14 protein-coding genes are annotated in these 14,283 nt (G+C 66.6%); 7 read left to right on the top strand and 7 right to left on the bottom strand.

Features of this window, described 5'->3' with window-relative positions; genetic code table 11:
• The first annotated feature begins 4 nt into the window (after positions 1 to 4).
• From J1902_RS04725 to J1902_RS04705, 5 genes are all read left to right on the top strand, one after another.
• Positions 5 to 574, top strand: a complete 570-nt coding sequence (locus tag J1902_RS04725; RefSeq protein WP_207615089.1) for a flavin reductase family protein — start codon at positions 5 to 7, stop codon at positions 572 to 574.
• Positions 571 to 987 (top strand): ester cyclase, encoded by a 417-nt coding sequence (locus tag J1902_RS04720; protein WP_207615088.1) that lies wholly within the window; start codon positions 571 to 573, stop codon positions 985 to 987. Before J1902_RS04725 ends, J1902_RS04720 begins: the two co-directional genes overlap by 4 nt.
• A gap of 86 nt (positions 988 to 1,073) precedes the next feature.
• Positions 1,074 to 2,660, top strand: coding sequence for an aldehyde dehydrogenase (NADP(+)) (locus tag J1902_RS04715; RefSeq protein WP_207615087.1), 1,587 nt, complete (start codon positions 1,074 to 1,076; stop codon positions 2,658 to 2,660).
• An 85-nt stretch (positions 2,661 to 2,745) separates the two neighbouring features.
• Positions 2,746 to 3,537, top strand: coding sequence for a 2-keto-4-pentenoate hydratase (locus tag J1902_RS04710; protein ID WP_207615086.1), 792 nt, complete (start codon positions 2,746 to 2,748; stop codon positions 3,535 to 3,537).
• A gap of 67 nt (positions 3,538 to 3,604) precedes the next feature.
• Complete coding sequence (locus J1902_RS04705; protein WP_207615085.1) at positions 3,605 to 3,889, top strand: hypothetical protein; 285 nt, start codon at positions 3,605 to 3,607, stop codon at positions 3,887 to 3,889.
• Here the strand turns inward: J1902_RS04705 and J1902_RS04700 are convergent.
• The 3 genes from J1902_RS04700 to J1902_RS04690 form a co-directional block, all read right to left on the bottom strand.
• Positions 3,886 to 4,566: a GntR family transcriptional regulator gene (locus J1902_RS04700; protein WP_242701614.1), complete on the bottom strand. Its 681-nt coding sequence runs from the start codon at positions 4,564 to 4,566 to the stop codon at positions 3,886 to 3,888. The genes J1902_RS04705 and J1902_RS04700 overlap by 4 nt on opposite strands.
• Before the next feature lie 109 nt (positions 4,567 to 4,675).
• Complete coding sequence (locus tag J1902_RS04695) at positions 4,676 to 5,800, bottom strand: mandelate racemase/muconate lactonizing enzyme family protein (RefSeq protein ID WP_207615083.1); 1,125 nt, start codon at positions 5,798 to 5,800, stop codon at positions 4,676 to 4,678.
• A gap of 2 nt (positions 5,801 to 5,802) precedes the next feature.
• Positions 5,803 to 6,990, bottom strand: coding sequence for an alcohol dehydrogenase family protein (locus J1902_RS04690; protein ID WP_307794370.1), 1,188 nt, complete (start codon positions 6,988 to 6,990; stop codon positions 5,803 to 5,805).
• A gap of 752 nt (positions 6,991 to 7,742) precedes the next feature.
• On the opposite strand from J1902_RS04690, the gene J1902_RS04685 reads away from it, so the two are divergent.
• Both J1902_RS04685 and J1902_RS04680 read left to right on the top strand, forming a co-directional pair.
• Positions 7,743 to 7,988 (top strand): hypothetical protein, encoded by a 246-nt coding sequence (locus J1902_RS04685; RefSeq protein WP_207615082.1) that lies wholly within the window; start codon positions 7,743 to 7,745, stop codon positions 7,986 to 7,988.
• 4 nt (positions 7,989 to 7,992) lie between these two features.
• On the top strand, positions 7,993 to 9,711 hold the full coding sequence (locus tag J1902_RS04680; RefSeq protein WP_207615081.1) for a dihydroxy-acid dehydratase: 1,719 nt from the start codon (positions 7,993 to 7,995) through the stop codon (positions 9,709 to 9,711).
• A 109-nt stretch (positions 9,712 to 9,820) separates the two neighbouring features.
• On the opposite strand, the gene J1902_RS04675 is transcribed toward J1902_RS04680, so the two are convergent.
• From J1902_RS04675 to J1902_RS04660, 4 genes are all read right to left on the bottom strand, one after another.
• The gene (locus J1902_RS04675; protein ID WP_207615080.1) at positions 9,821 to 10,453 is read right to left on the bottom strand and encodes a helix-turn-helix domain-containing protein; all 633 of its coding nucleotides are present in this window, start codon (positions 10,451 to 10,453) and stop codon (positions 9,821 to 9,823) included.
• 79 nt (positions 10,454 to 10,532) lie between these two features.
• Positions 10,533 to 11,753 carry an allantoate amidohydrolase gene (locus J1902_RS04670; RefSeq protein ID WP_207615079.1) on the bottom strand — a complete coding sequence of 407 codons (1,221 nt, stop codon included), beginning with the start codon at positions 11,751 to 11,753 and terminating at the stop codon, positions 10,533 to 10,535.
• Positions 11,750 to 12,898: an FAD-dependent oxidoreductase gene (locus J1902_RS04665; RefSeq protein ID WP_207615078.1), complete on the bottom strand. Its 1,149-nt coding sequence runs from the start codon at positions 12,896 to 12,898 to the stop codon at positions 11,750 to 11,752. The genes J1902_RS04670 and J1902_RS04665 overlap by 4 nt, the downstream gene beginning before the upstream one ends.
• Positions 12,898 to 14,277 (bottom strand): FMN-binding glutamate synthase family protein, encoded by a 1,380-nt coding sequence (locus J1902_RS04660; RefSeq protein ID WP_207615077.1) that lies wholly within the window; start codon positions 14,275 to 14,277, stop codon positions 12,898 to 12,900. Before J1902_RS04660 ends, J1902_RS04665 begins: the two co-directional genes overlap by 1 nt.
• Positions 14,278 to 14,283: the final 6 nt, after the last annotated feature.

Genomic DNA, 14,283 nt, shown 5'->3' with positions numbered 1-14,283 from the left:
CGTCATGGATATCACCCCAACGGCCGAAAAGGTTCCGGCCATGGAGATCACTCCCGCCTACTACCGCCAGATCCTCGGGCTCCTGCCCACCGGCGTCACGGCCATCACCGGCGTCAACGACGACGGCGAGAAGCTCGGCCTGGTGGTCGGCACCTTCCAGTCGCTCTCGATCGATCCGCCGCTCGTCATGTTCTGCGTGGACAAGTCCTCCTCGACCTGGCCCAAGGTGCGCAAGCTGCAGAACTTCACGGCGAACATCCTCGCCGATGACCAGGTCCCGGTCTGCCGCAAGCTCTCGAGCAAGGGCCCCCGGAAGCTCGAAGACGTACCCAACAGCACCTGTGCCCTGGGCACCCCGCACATCGAAGGCGCCACCGCGTACATCGACTGCGTCGTCACCGCGGAGGTCGCCGTGGGCGACCACTACATGGTGGTCGGCTCCATCGTCTCCATGGAACAGGGCAGCGGCGACGCCCTCCTGTTCCGGGGCGGAAAGTTCGGCCAGTACCTCCCCATCGAAATGCCCGCACCTGCCGCGGCACCCGCCCCCGTTGAAGCAAAGAGCGCATCATGAGCAACCGTAAAGAAACCATCCTCAAGGCCTGGAACGACGCCTGGGGCAACGGCGACCTCGCCGCATTCGAAGAACTCATCGCCCCCGGCTATGTCCGCCGTTCCAAGTCCGGCAGCGAAGACTACGAAACCCTGAAGGCGAACATCGAGGCGATGCACGCAGCCTTCCCCGACACCCGCACCGACATCCTGCAGTTCGTCGAAAACGGGGACACCGTTGCCATCCACTGGCAGACCCAGGGAAGCCACCAGGGCAGCTTCATGGACGTGCCGGCCACCGGCCGCAGCGTCACCGTCGCCGGCGCCTCCTTCCTGCGCTTCGAAGGCGAAAAACTGGCGGAGGAGACGGTCGTCTGGGATCCGCGCGAGCTGCTTTCCGCGCTGGGCATCTGGCACCTGGGTGCCGGTAACTGACCGTCCCGCAACAACCCACGACGGCGGTCGGCCAGGCCGGGCCGCCGTCGTACCTTCACACTTCCAATCGCACAGGAGACGCGACGATGACACTCACGGGACACTCCCTGATCGCCGGGGAAACGATCGTCGGTACCGACGGCACTTCCTTCGGCATCGACCCCTCAAACAACCAACAGCTCGAACCCGCCTACACCCTGATCAGCGAAGCGCAGCTCCGCACGGCAACGGATGCCGCCGCGGACGCCTTCGAATCCTTCAGCAACCTCGACCCGGAAAAGCACGCCCGCTTCCTGGAAACCATCGCCGACAACATCGAGGCGATCGGCGATGAGCTGATCGAGCGGGGCTCTGCGGAAACCGGCCTTCCCGCCGCCCGCCTGCAGGGCGAGCGCGCCCGCACCATCGGCCAGCTGCGGCTGTTCGCCAAGGTTGTCCGCCAGGGCGACTTCCGCGGCGTCCGGATCGACCCCGCCATTCCGGACCGCACCCCGCTGCCCCGCGCCGACATCCGGCTGCGCCAGGTTCCTCTGGGCCCGGTAGCCGTCTTCGGCGCCAGCAACTTCCCGCTGGCATTCTCCGTTGCGGGCGGAGACACCGCCTCCGCGCTGGCCGCCGGCTGCCCGGTGATCGTCAAGGCACACAACGCCCACCCGGGCACCTCCGAGCTGGTGGGCCGCGCCATCACGCAGGCCGTGCGCGCAGCCGGGCTGCACCCGGGCGTCTTCTCGCTGATCTACGGTGCCGGCAGCAAGATCGGCCAGGCCCTGGTCTCCGATCCCGTCATCAAGGCCGTCGGGTTCACCGGTTCCCGCGGCGGCGGCACCGCCCTCATGCGTACCGCCGCAGCACGCCCCGAACCCATTCCGGTCTACGCTGAGATGTCCTCCATCAACCCGGTCTACGTACTGCCGGGCGCCCTGGAGGGCGACCTCGAGGCCCTCGCCGCCCAATACACCACCTCCGTCACCGGCAGCTCCGGCCAGCTCTGCACCTCGCCCGGGCTCTTGTTTGTGCCGGTGGGCGACGACGGCGACCGCCTGGTCGACGCTGTGGCCAAGGCGGTTGGCGGCCAAGCAGGCCAGACGATGCTCACCCCGGGGATCGCAGCCTCCTGGCAGTCCGGTTTCGAGGCCGTGGACGACGTCGCGGAAACTGAACTCGTGGCCCGCGGCACTTCCGGTTCGACGGCGAACGCACCGGCCCCCGCGATCTTCAGCGTGGACCTCGATGTCTTCAAGAAGAACCGGACCCTGCACGAAGAAATCTTCGGGGCCGCCAGCCTCGTTGTCCGGTACAAAGCCGTTGAGGACCTGATCGGCGCCACGCTCCGGCTCGAAGGCCAGCTGACGGCAACGTTCCAGGCAGCTGAATCCGACTACGCCACGGTTGCGCCGCTCGTCACTGTGCTGGAACGCAAGGTGGGCCGGATCATCATCAACGGCTGGCCCACCGGCGTCGAAGTGGGCCACGCGATGGTCCACGGCGGCCCGTACCCCGCCACGTCCGATTCCAAGACCACGTCCGTGGGGACCCTGGCGATCGACCGCTTCCTGCGGCCGGTTTCCTACCAGAACTTCCCCCAGCAGCTGCTCCCGGCACCGCTGCGGGACGCAAACCCCTGGAACGTGAACCGGCTGATCGACGGCGAAATCACCCTCGCCCAGCAGTAACTCCCCCAACTTCCGGCCCGGGCAAACTCGCAACGGTGCCATACAGCGCCCGGGCCGGAAATCCACTCACCAAAGGAACACGCCCATGTCTACCCTCGCCATCGAGAACATCGCCGACACCCTGCGGGCCGCACGCCTGCAGGGATCGCCCATCGCCGCCCCGACGGAAACCTGGCCGGCCCTGGACGTCGACGCCGCCTTCGCCGTCCAGAAAGCGGGTGTGGCGCACGCCGTCGCCAACGGCGACCGCCTGGTCGGCTACAAGCTCGGCAACATCGCCAAGGTCATGCAGGACGCCTTCGGCCTTGACCAGCCTGATTACGGCCACCTGCTGGCCGGCTTCTTCGCGTACGAAGGAACCAGCCTGCGCCGCGAAGACTTCATCGCGCCGTTCGTGGAGCTGGAGCCGGCCTTCGTTCTGAAGCGGAACCTGGGCGGCCGGAACACCACGGTTGCGGACGTCATCAATGCGATCGACTACGCCCTGCCGTCCATCGAAATCATCGATTCCCGCGTCAAGGACTGGGCCATCGGGCTCCCGGACACCCTGGCCGACAACGGCTCCACCGGCGCGGTGCTCCTTGGCGGAACGCCCCGGAAGATCACCGAACTGAACCTGCGCGACACCCGCGGCGTGCTGCGGTTCAACGACAAGGAAGTGATTTCCGGAAACACCCGGAACATCCTCGGGAACCCGATTGCCGCCGTCGCCTGGCTCGTCAACCGCCTGGCGGAGTACGACGTCGAGTTCGAAGCCGGGCAGGTCATCCTCCCGGGCAGCTGCCTCCAGGCCGTTCCCATGAATGAGGCCGGCCGCTGGACCGGCACCTTCGAAGGCTGGGGAAGCATCGACTTCGACGTGACTGTCGGAGCCTGATTTCGAAGACAAGGTGGCCGGGGCAAGTGCCCCGGCCACCTTTCGCATCTGATCACTAAGGACAGGAATGAGTGCCGCCCGTCAACTGGACCCTGAGCAGCAGGGAACCGCATCATTGGAACCCGTAGCCAACTGGACAACGCTGTCCCGGGGCGACGAAGTTGTCATCTACGCCAACGGCTTCCCCAGCACCTCCGGCCACGTGGAAATGCGCGGCCCGGACGGCAGCGTCTTCTGGATCATGCAGAAGGACGGCATGGGCAGATCCATGGTCCACAAGACCGACCGGCTCCGGGTGTACCGGAAACGCAAGACCACCGCACGCCGGAACCGTTCGTACGGCCGGGACTAGCTGTTCCGCTGCTCCAGCAATTGCCGTTGGGCAGCGACGATTTGTTCTTCGCCGCCCACCACAAGCTTGTGGACCTCGGCCGCAATGGAATCCGCATCCTTGCCCATGACGGTGTCGAGCATCTGCTGGTGCCATTCCACCGAACGCGACAACGGTTCATCCAAGGCTGTGGTCAGGCGGAACAATTCTGCGAAGGTAGGGACGTGCTGCTCCCAGACCGCCAGCAGCCGGCGGTTCCCGCATGCGCTGAAGAATGCCGAATGAAAGGCGACGTCGGCACGGGCGAAAGCATCTGTATCTCCGTTCGCGGCCGCGTTCCGCATGTCCTCAAGAGCTGCGTCGGCCACCTGCCGGAACCCTTCCGGGTTCGAGGTGGCGCACTGCTGCGCGGCCGCTATCTCAAGCAGTTCACGCAGTGCGAAAAGATCGCGGAGGTCCTTCTCATCCAAGCCGACCACACGGAAACTCCGGCCCGAGGACGCGATCAACCCTTCCCCGGACAGAATGCGCAAGGCATCCCGGACTGGGCCGCGGCTGACTTCGAATTTCTCCGCCAGCGAAGCCTCGACGAGCAGATCCCCCGGTTGAAGATCGCCGGTCAGGATATCGGCCCGCAATGCGGACACTACCTGCGCGCCGAGTGCTTCCGCCCTGGTGATGCGCCGCGCTCCAGCCATGTCTTCCACCTTTCCTGTTTCCCCGTTCAGTCTAGTGGGCACGGTAAACGGTCTGCCGTTTACCGTGCCCACTTCTGCCCTCGCAAGGAGTCAGGCTTCCGGATTGTTCCTAATCGCCCCAGACAGCGACGGGCTCGCCGAGAACCTCTTCGTTGACGGTGATGCCAAGGCCAGGGGCCTCCGGGGGCAGGATGCCGCCGTCGCGCTGGATGAAGTCGAACTCCGCAGTCTTGAGGGTGACCATGTCTGCGGTGTTCAAGATACAGCGGAGCAGCTTTTCGGGAACCGTCGCACCGAGCTGGGCGATGCCGGCAAAAGCGATCATGGAACCTACCGTGTCCTGGACACTGACCGTCAGTCCGGCGGCACGGGCAATATCGCGCTGCCGCCGCCCGGGCGTGAGTCCGCCGGACTTGGAGATTTTCAAGCCGATGCCGTCCGCCGCGTCCTGGGCAATGGCCCACGTGACGTCCTCGTCCTGCTGGATAAGTTCATTCACGACGATCGGATACGGGCAGCGTTGCCGCACTGACATGGTTTCCCGCCAGGTGGCGCAGGGGGCCTCGATGACGATGTCGAGCCCGGACGGCAGCATGGCGAGCATCCGCAGGACGCTTTCGGGCGTCATGCCGCCGTTGGCGTCAACCAGGAAGAATTCCCCCGGCTGCCGGTCCGCGAGGCAGGCGATGATGCGCTCGGCGTCGAGAGCGGGCCCGCCTTCGCTGTCTGGCGTCCCGACCTTGATGGAATGGCCACGGTAGCCGCGGGCGCGGTGGTCGGCCACCCGGGCGCGCATTTCTTCCGGGTCCCCCGCGTGGATGGAGGAGATCATGGCCATGGGCGTTCCCGTGCCGCCGCCCAGCAGCTCGTAAACGGGCAGGCCCACCGACTTTCCGAAGATGTCCCAGCAGGCGATGTCCAGCGGTGTTTTTGCGTGGTTGTGCCCCACCAGCGTGGCGTCCATGAGGTCGAAGTTCCGGTCCACCCGGCGGGGGTCGCGGCCCAGGAGGGCCGGCGCCAATTCGGCAATGCCGGCACGGGCACCCAAGGCGTGGGCGGCGATCCACGTGGCACCGAACGGCGTGCTTTCGCCCCAGCCTGTTGTTCCGTCGTCGGCGGTGATCTTGACGATGGAGGCGTCAAAGGATTCGTAGGTGCGGCCACCGGACAAGTGGTAGGTGCCGCCGGAGTACGGCAGGTCCACCTGGAAGAGTTCAATGCGATCGATCTTCATTGTCAGATCTCCGTTCCGTTGGGGTTGGCCGCGTTCACGGCCGGTGGGATGAGGACGAGCTTTCCGGTGTGCTTCTTGGACAGGAAGTCTTCCTGCGCCCGGGCGATGTCGGCCAAAGGGTAGGTCTTCGAGACCACGGGGTGGATCCCGTTTGCTTCGATGTAGCCGATCAGGTTTTCGAAGACCTCGTCTTCCTGGAAGGTACAGCCGAGCAGGCTCAGGTCCTTGAGGTAGATGGTGCGCAGGTCGATCTGCGCCAGGGGGCCGGAAATCGCGCCTGCGATGGCGTACCGGCCGCCGGACCGGAGCAGTTCCAGAAGTTGACCCGCTTGGCTGCCGCCGACCATGTCGATGACGACGTCGAACGAGTTGCTTCCGAGCTCGGCAACGAGATCGCTTCCTCGGTCGACGGTCCGGTCTGCGCCTTCGGCCCGGACCTGCTCGGCTTTTTCAGCGGAACAGACTGCAGTCACGGTTGCACCACGGCGCTTGGCCAACTGGACGGCGGCAAGGCCCACTCCACCGGATGCTCCGGTGACCAGAACGCACTCGGCGCCGACGCCTGCACGGTGCAGCATGTTTTCCGCCGTCGAGTAGGCGCAAGGGATGGCTGCCAGACCCGCGTCGCTCCAGTCGGAATTCACCGCGTAGGTTTCGCGGGCCGGAGCAGCAGCGAACTGGGCGAATCCGCCGTCGCATTCACTGCCGAACGTCCAGCATTCGTACGGGCGGTACCCGACATACGTACGCAGCATGTTCCGCACCAATACCCGCTCGCCGATCCGTTCCTCCGGAACACCGGCGCCGACGGCGACGATGCGGCCGGCGACATCGGCGCCCTGGATCCGGGGGAACGTCAGCGCCTCACCGGACCAAGCGGCGTCGGAATCGGTGATCTCGGCGAAACCCGCAGCACCGCCAGCATTCGTTCCGGAATCGACGGCTTTTGAGTACCAGCCGATCCGGGTGTTGATGTCAGTGTTGTTGATGGCTGCCGCGGCGACCTGGATGAGGACTTCGCCGTCGCCCGGAAGCGGGACAGCAACGTCCGTGCGGTACTCGAGTTTCTCCAGGCCACCGTGGCCGGTAAGCAGCACCGCAGCCATCGTTGCCGGCAGTTCCTTGCTGGTCGGCACATTGCTGGACGGCAGCTTGTCCATACCGACCCCTTCTTCCGTACTAATGCTCACGGCATTCCTTTGTTCGTATCCGCTGAGGTTGATGAATGGAGCGCCCACTTGATTCAGATCACAAGGTGAACGTGACGTTCAACATACGATCCTCGAAACGAGATTGTCAACGGTAAACCGAAAACATTGACGGGCGCTATCCGCGGCGCACCTTGCCAACGCGTCACCGCCGCAGGATGCGAACCCCTGGAACGCGAAACAACACTGCTCCGGGGCGACAGGGTGATCATCTGCGCCAATGGCCTTCCCGGCCCATCCGGCCGCAAGCCACTGGATTGGAAGGTCGCGATCCCTGGATGGAGAGGCAGAGCTTTCACAAATTGAACATCGCGTTCATTTTCTCTTGACTTTCTTGTGATACATGCCACACTGAAGTTAGTTCATATTTTGAACGCCACGTTCAAATCTAGAGGAGTGATCCGCAATGACACGTCGAGACAGGGTCAGTAGGGAAAATCGGGATGCAGCCAACTTCGTGGCGGCCAGGGATGATTCACCCAAGGCGGCGGCGCCGGCCGTGGACTACAGCGGACCGCTATTTCCCGACATGGCGGATTAGGGATCTCCGCGATGGAACCCACCCGGGTCGCCGCTAGGCGAAGGGCCATGACAACCCATCCCCTCCGCGGCACAAGGCGGCCGGCGGACCCTTGCAAACACCCTGTGACCCATGCCATACTTTCAACAACGTTCATTAAATGAACGTCACGTTCAATTTTGGATAGCCCGTCAGCTTCAGAGAGGAAGCCATCATGGCCATCGCACACCGCTTCTCCGCCCCGTTCATCTCCCGCAAGTCCACCAGCGTGGACCACGCGCCGCGTCCCGTCAGCGAGGAGCACAGCTCCTCGCCGATCAGCTCCTCAACGATCAGCTGCTTGCCCTGGGAAGGCCTCTACCTCGAACAGGGGAACGCCGCCGAGGCTCCGCACCCGGGCGACGCCGCCGTCGCCGTCGAACTGGACCGCTTCCTCGACACCCTGCTGAGCGGCAAGTAGACCCATGCAAACTCCGGCGAAGGAAGCACCCAGCGGGAACGACACCCCGCGCGGCGTGGACCGCAGGCTGACCAGCTACGGCGACCCCGGCTTCAGCAAGTTCCTCCGCCGCACCTTCCTCGCCTCGGCAGGACTCGACGCCGAAGACCTCAGCCGCCCGGTGGTCGGCATCGTCAACACGGCATCGGACTACACCACGTGCCACCGCGACATGCCGCAGCTGATCGAGCACGTCAAACGCGGCGTCATGGAAGCCGGCGGACTGCCGTTCGTCTTCCCCGTGATGTCCCTGGGCGAAATCCTCACCAGTCCGACCACCATGCTGTTTCGCAACCTGATGGCCATGGAGCTGGAAGAGCAGATCAAATCCCAGCCGATGGACTCTGTGGTCCTGCTGGGCGGCTGTGACAAGACAGTCCCCGCAGAGCTCATGGCCGCGGCGAGCGCCGATGTTCCGGCGATTTCACTGGTGGTCGGCCCCATGTCCGTGGGTTCGTACAAAGGCGAGCGCCTCGGCGCCTGCACGGACTGCCGCCGGATGTGGAGCGACTACCGCGGCGGACGGCTCAACGAAGAGTCGATCGCCGAGGTCAGCCAGGAACTGGCCCCCACCGCCGGGACCTGCATGGTGATGGGGACGGCGTCCACCATGGCCTGCATTGTCGAGGCCCTGGGCATGGGTCTCCCGTTTTCGGGAACGGCTCCCGCGGTCTCGTCCCAGCGACTGCGCCTCGCCGTGGCAACCGGACGACGCGCGGTGGAGATCGCCGTCGCAGACCGCCGGCCGTCCCACCTCCTGAGCGAAGGGTCATTCCGCAACGCCGCGGCGGTCCTCGCTGCGGTTTCCGGTTCCACCAATGCCGTGATCCACCTAACAGCCATCGCGCGGCGGCTGAAGATCGAGCTGTCGCTCGAAGACATCCACCGGATCGCCGCCGGCGTCCCGCTCCTGGTGGACTGCAAGCCTGCCGGCAGGAACTACCTTCCGGACATGCATCGCGACGGCGGCGTGCCGGCTTTGTTGAAGGCGCTTGAGCCGCTGCTCGATCTCGACGCCCTCACCATTACCGGCGAAACCCTCGGCGAAGTTCTGGACGGCATGACAGGTCCGCAACCCTGGCAGGACACGATCCGCACCCTGGACAACCCTTTGGGTCCGTCCGGCTCGCTGGTCGCATTGCGCGGCTCCCTGGCCCCGGATGGCGCGGTCATCAAAGCTGCGGCCGCGTCCGGCCATTTGCTGGTTCACGAAGGCCCTGCCTGCGTTTTCGACTCCCTCGAAGACCTTGAGGCCCGGCTGGACGACGAATCCCTGGCCCTCACTCCCGGCCATGTTCTGGTGATGCGCAACATCGGGCCGGTGGGGGCGGGCATGCCGGAAGCCGGGTCCATCCCCATCCCGAGGTACCTGGCCGAACAAGGCGTCAAGGATATGGTGCGGATTTCCGACGGCCGGATGAGCGGCACCGCCTACGGCACGATCGTGCTGCATTGCACTCCGGAAGCCGCGCTGGGCGGGCCGCTTGCCCTGGTACGCGACGGCGATCCCATTCGCGTCGACGTGCCCAACCGCACCGTGGACCTGCTGGTCGATGACAAGGAACTCGCCCGCCGCCGGGCCGCATTTGCAGCCCCGCCCCTGCCCGAACGCGGTTGGAGCAGGCTCTACGCCTCGAGCGTCACCCAGGCTTCCGACGGCGCGGACCTGGACTTCTTGCAGTAGTCGAATCCGGGCGATCACCCAACACCGAGCAACCACGGCGTCGTCTGGGGTGCAACGTCTAGGCTGTGGCCCATGGGAACGGGATACGCTTTGTCAATCTCGCAACATCCTAGTGCGCAGCGACTGCCAGGAAGCGGATCGGCAGCTCGATCAGGCGCAGCGGACCGTGGGGGCCCTCGCCCTCAAAGACCAAGGAGTCCCCGGCGGCGAGCTCGTACTCGTAGGAGCCGTGGCCGTAGACCATCCGTCCTTCGAGCATGTAGATGAACTCCGTGCCGGTGTGCTGGAACTGCGGGAAGATGTCCGAGGCACTCGTCAGGGTGACGAGGCTGGGCTCAACCGCGTTCTCCCGGCGCTTCAGGGAGCCGAGGGAGCGGTATTCGTGGCCGTGCCTTGTGCCGGTGCGGACCGTGACGCTGCCCTCGCCGGCACGGGTCAGGGTCGCTTCCCGCTCGGTGTCCGCCCCCTGGAACAGTGAAGTGACGGGCACGTTGAGGCCCTGGGCGAGGCGCTGGAGAGTGGTCAGCGAGCACGAGGTGCTTGCCGACTCGATCTTGGAGACCATCGCCTTGGAAAGGCCCGTCCGGACTGCGAGCTCGGCCGCGGACATTCCCGCCTCCGTCCGGTACCGCTTGACCTGCGAGGCAATGACGGCCTCAAGCGAACCCGGACCCGCGGGTTCCTGGGTGTCCGTTGGCTCGGCTTCGCCCTGCTGTGGGCCTTCGGCCTCCCTGGTTGACATGGATTGAGTATAGGCAGGCATGGCGTGCGTCCCCGCAATTCCTGCTACTGCCATGCCTGCCGCCACTGCATCAGGTTCCTCAGCCCTTTCCTGCCAGCCCCTGCAGAACGTCCGCCAACGCGCGTGCCCCGGCCTCGGCGTCGTCGTCTTCCACGTGCTCCTCAGGCGAGTGCGAAACTCCGGTGGGGTTCCGGACGAAGAGCATGGCGGTAGGCAGGGCCGCCGCCAAAACCCCGGCGTCGTGGCCGGCCCCGGTGTCCAGGACCGGCGCGCCGGGCAGCAAGCCGCCAAGCCGCGAGCGCAGTGCCGGGTCGAAGTGGACGGTGGGGCTCAATGATTCCTCGGTGAGCCGGACAGTGCAGCCTTCCGCCGCCGCCACCCGGAGGGACTCGGCGTGGATGGCTTCGACGACGGCGGCCGTCACGGCGTCGTCGGCATGCCGGACGTCGAGCCACAGATCGACGGCGGACGCGATCACGTTGGTTCCGCCGGGAACGGGCACCATCCGCCCCACCGTGGCCCGCGCGCCGGGGTGGCGCAGGGCGCAGTCGCGCACGGCTGTGACGATCCCGGCGGCGGCAACCATGGGATCGTGCCTGTCCTCCATGAGGGTGGTGCCGGCGTGGTTTCCCTGCCCCAGCACCCGCAGCCGCCAGCGGCCGTGGCCAAGAATGGACGAGCCGATGCCCACCGACTGGTCGAGGTCGATCAGGCCGCGGCCCTGCTCCACGTGCAGTTCCACGAAGGAGCCGATGCGGCCGAGCGCGTCCGGGTCCGGGCCCACGTGGCGCGGATCCAGGCCGGCGGCGGCAGCGACGTCGGCGAAGGTGTTTCCATCCGGGTCGCGGAGGTTCCTGGCTTTGTCCGGATCGATGGCACCGGTGAGCAGCCTCGAGCCAAGGCAGGCGACGCCGAAGCGCGAGCCCTCTTCTTCCGGGAAGACCGCGAGCGCGATCGGCTTGGCCGGGGTCAACCCGCGCTCCCGCAGGAGGTCGACGGCGGCGAGTGCGGAGGCCACCCCCAGCGGACCGTCGAATGCGCCGCCTCCGGGCACGGAGTCAAGGTGGCTTCCGGTCACCACCGCGTCATCCCGGACTCCGAACGGGGTATCCCACCAGGCCCAGATGATGCCGTTGCTGTCGGTTCCGGTATCCAGGCCGCGCCGCCGCGCCTGCTCGGAGAACCATTCCCGCAGGTCCTGTTCCGCAGTCGAATACACGGGCCGGCTGTACCCGCCCCGGGCGTCGTCGCGGCCGGTGTCTGCGATTTCGGCCATGAGGCCCGAGACAGTTGCCGTCATGCGCCGCGTCCTGCTGCTGCGAGGGTGGGGCGGAACCGCGAGGGAACGTAACCTGCCCCGGTGGCGAGGTCTGCCGCGAGGGTGCCAAGAAGGGGCGCGAACTTGGCGCCGTGGCCGCTGCAGGGTGAGAGCACGGTGATGCCGTCGGTGCTGTCGATGACGAAATCCTCCGTGGGGGTGTTGGTGAACAAGCAGGTGGTCTCGGCATAGGGCTCAGGAACCAGGCCTGGAACGTACTGCTTGACGTAGTCGATGATGCGGGCACGGTGGGCCGGATCGATCAGGTGGTCGTGCGCGGAGGCATCCGGGATGGCCTTGCCGCCGTTGAATTCGGCCAGCTTCTGGCCCCGGAAGTCCGCGTCCCGGCCGCCGGGCAGTCCATAGGTCTGGATGCCGGGCAGTTTGTGGATGAAGGTGGGCCAGCTGTCCCCGGGAGCCGGCTGTTCTTTGTAAGGGAAGTGGAACGCCGTCTCCTGCATGACCTTGAACGTAGGCAGTGCGGCGAGGAACGCCGTCGGGAGGTCCAATCCGCCCAGCAGCCCCGGGAGCCAGCCGCCTGCGGCGACCACCAGATGCCCGGCCCGCAGCTGTTCGCCGCGCCCGTTGGTGAGCAGGAACCCGGCGCCCGAGCGGCGTGCGGAGGCCAGCGGCCAGTTCCCGTAGAAATGCGCTCCGAGCCCGACGGCGGCACTCACCATGGTGTGGACCGTCCGGTGGGCGTCGAGCACTCCCGCGCCGGAGTGCCAGAGCACCTCCGTGTCGAAGGCAAACTGCGGCCAGCGGCTGCGGGCGTCATCGGCGGACAGCAGTTCGTGGTCCACGCCAACCTCGGAGAGCACGGCGGCGAGTCCCTCCGGTTCGCGGTCCTGGCCGTAGTCCACGCAGCCTGTCGGGATGATCAGGGGATCCCCGGCGAGGCCTTCGAGTTCCGCCCACCCGGACAGGGATTCCTTGACCATGGCCGAGTACCCGGACTCCGCGTAGGCGTACCGGAAGATCCGCGCGGATCCGTGCGAGCTGCCGTCGTCGTTCGCGGGTTCACTGCGTTCGACGACGGCGACCTGGTGCCCGCGGGCGGCCAGACGCCACGCCGTGGCGGCACCGGCAAGACCGGCACCCACCACGACGTAGTCATAGCTGTCCATCAGAAACCCGTACCCGTGGCGCCGGGAACCCAGGAGGTGCCGGCGAGCGGGACGCGGGCCATCGCGGCCGACTCGATGGTCAGTGCCACCAAGTCCTCCGGTTCCAGGTTGTGCAGGTGGGCCTTGCCGCAGGCACGTGCGATGGTCTGGGCCTCCATGGTCAGTACGCGGAGGTAGTTGGCGATGCGGCGCCCGCCGGCCACGGGGTCCAGCCGCGCGGACAGCTCCGGGTCCTGGGTGCTGATGCCCGCGGGGTCGCGGCCGTCCTGGAAGTCGTCGTAGAAGCCGGCCGCGGAGCCGAGCTTTGCGTATTCGGCGGCGTAGCGCGGGTTGTTGTCGCCGAGGGCGATGAGCGCGGCCGTGCCGATGGCGACGGCGTCCGCACCCAGGGCCATGGCCTTGGCGACGTCGGCGCCGGTGCGGATGCCGCCGGAGACGATGAGCTGGACCTTGCGGTGCATGCCGAGCTCCTGCAGCGCCTGGACAGCCTGCGGGATGGCGGCGAGCGTGGGGATGCCGACGTTTTCGATGAAGACTTGCTGGGTGGCGGCGGTTCCGCCCTGCATGCCGTCAAGGACCACGACGTCCGCGCCGGACTTCACGGCCAGCGCGGTGTCGTAGTAGGGGCGCGAAGCACCGATCTTGACGTAGATCGGCTTCTCCCAGTCGGTGATTTCCCGCAGTTCGGCGATCTTGATCTCGAGGTCGTCCGGGCCGGTCCAGTCGGGGTGCCGGCAGGCCGAGCGCTGGTCGATGCCGATCGGCAGCGTGCGCATTCCGGCCACGCGTTCGGTGATCTTCTGGCCCAGGAGCATGCCGCCGCCGCCCGGCTTCGCGCCCTGGCCGAGAACCACTTCGATGGCGTCAGCCTTGCGCAGGTCATCGGGGTTCATGCCGTAGCGGGAGGGCAGGTACTGATAGACGAGGTGCTTGGACTGGCCGCGCTCCTCAGGCGTCATGCCGCCGTCGCCCGTTGTTGTGGAGGTGCCCACGGCGCTGGCGCCGCGGCCCAGGGCCTCCTTCGCGTTAGCGGAGAGAGCGCCGAAGCTCATGCCGGCGATGGTCACCGGGGTCTCCAGGCGCAGGGGCTTGGAGGCGTAGCGGCCACCGAGCACGACGTCGGTGCCGCACTTTTCGCGGTAGCCCTCCAGCGGGTAGCGGGACATGGAGGCGCCGAGGAAGAGCAGGTCGTCGAAGTGCGGAACCTTGCGCTTGGCGCCCCAGCCGCGGATGTCGTAAATGCCGGTTTCGGCGGCGCGCTGGATGTCCGCGATGGTGGCTCGATCGAAGGTGGCTGATTCGCGCAGGCCGAGCTCCGCGAGGGAAGGTGCGGCAAGGGCCGGGACTGCCTGGGTGTGGTCAGGGGCGGTGAGGGTCATGGCGGT

It is taken from the genome of Arthrobacter cavernae (genome assembly GCF_017368795.1).
Lineage (GTDB): Bacteria > Actinomycetota > Actinomycetes > Actinomycetales > Micrococcaceae > Arthrobacter > Arthrobacter cavernae.
The sequence above is the reverse complement of the archived record's forward strand: the minus strand, read 5'-3'. Positions and strand labels throughout refer to the sequence as shown.

Bases quoted from the DNA above. Each gene is read 5' to 3' on its own strand.
- J1902_RS04685 (WP_207615082.1), top strand. From the start codon at position 7,743: ATGGCCATCGCACACCGCTTCTCCGCCCCGTTCATCTCCCGCAAGTCC.
- J1902_RS04660 (WP_207615077.1), bottom strand. From the start codon at position 14,277: ATGACCCTCACCGCCCCTGACCACACCCAGGCAGTCCCGGCCCTTGCC.
- J1902_RS04710 (WP_207615086.1), top strand. From the start codon at position 2,746: ATGTCTACCCTCGCCATCGAGAACATCGCCGACACCCTGCGGGCCGCA.
- J1902_RS04720 (WP_207615088.1), top strand. From the start codon at position 571: ATGAGCAACCGTAAAGAAACCATCCTCAAGGCCTGGAACGACGCCTGG.
- J1902_RS04675 (WP_207615080.1), bottom strand. From the start codon at position 10,453: ATGTCAACCAGGGAGGCCGAAGGCCCACAGCAGGGCGAAGCCGAGCCA.
- J1902_RS04680 (WP_207615081.1), top strand. From the start codon at position 7,993: ATGCAAACTCCGGCGAAGGAAGCACCCAGCGGGAACGACACCCCGCGC.
- J1902_RS04705 (WP_207615085.1), top strand. From the start codon at position 3,605: ATGAGTGCCGCCCGTCAACTGGACCCTGAGCAGCAGGGAACCGCATCA.
- J1902_RS04695 (WP_207615083.1), bottom strand. From the start codon at position 5,800: ATGAAGATCGATCGCATTGAACTCTTCCAGGTGGACCTGCCGTACTCC.
- J1902_RS04670 (WP_207615079.1), bottom strand. From the start codon at position 11,753: ATGACGGCAACTGTCTCGGGCCTCATGGCCGAAATCGCAGACACCGGC.
- J1902_RS04665 (WP_207615078.1), bottom strand. From the start codon at position 12,898: ATGGACAGCTATGACTACGTCGTGGTGGGTGCCGGTCTTGCCGGTGCC.
- J1902_RS04715 (WP_207615087.1), top strand. From the start codon at position 1,074: ATGACACTCACGGGACACTCCCTGATCGCCGGGGAAACGATCGTCGGT.
- J1902_RS04700 (WP_242701614.1), bottom strand. From the start codon at position 4,566: ATGGCTGGAGCGCGGCGCATCACCAGGGCGGAAGCACTCGGCGCGCAG.
- J1902_RS04725 (WP_207615089.1), top strand. From the start codon at position 5: ATGGATATCACCCCAACGGCCGAAAAGGTTCCGGCCATGGAGATCACT.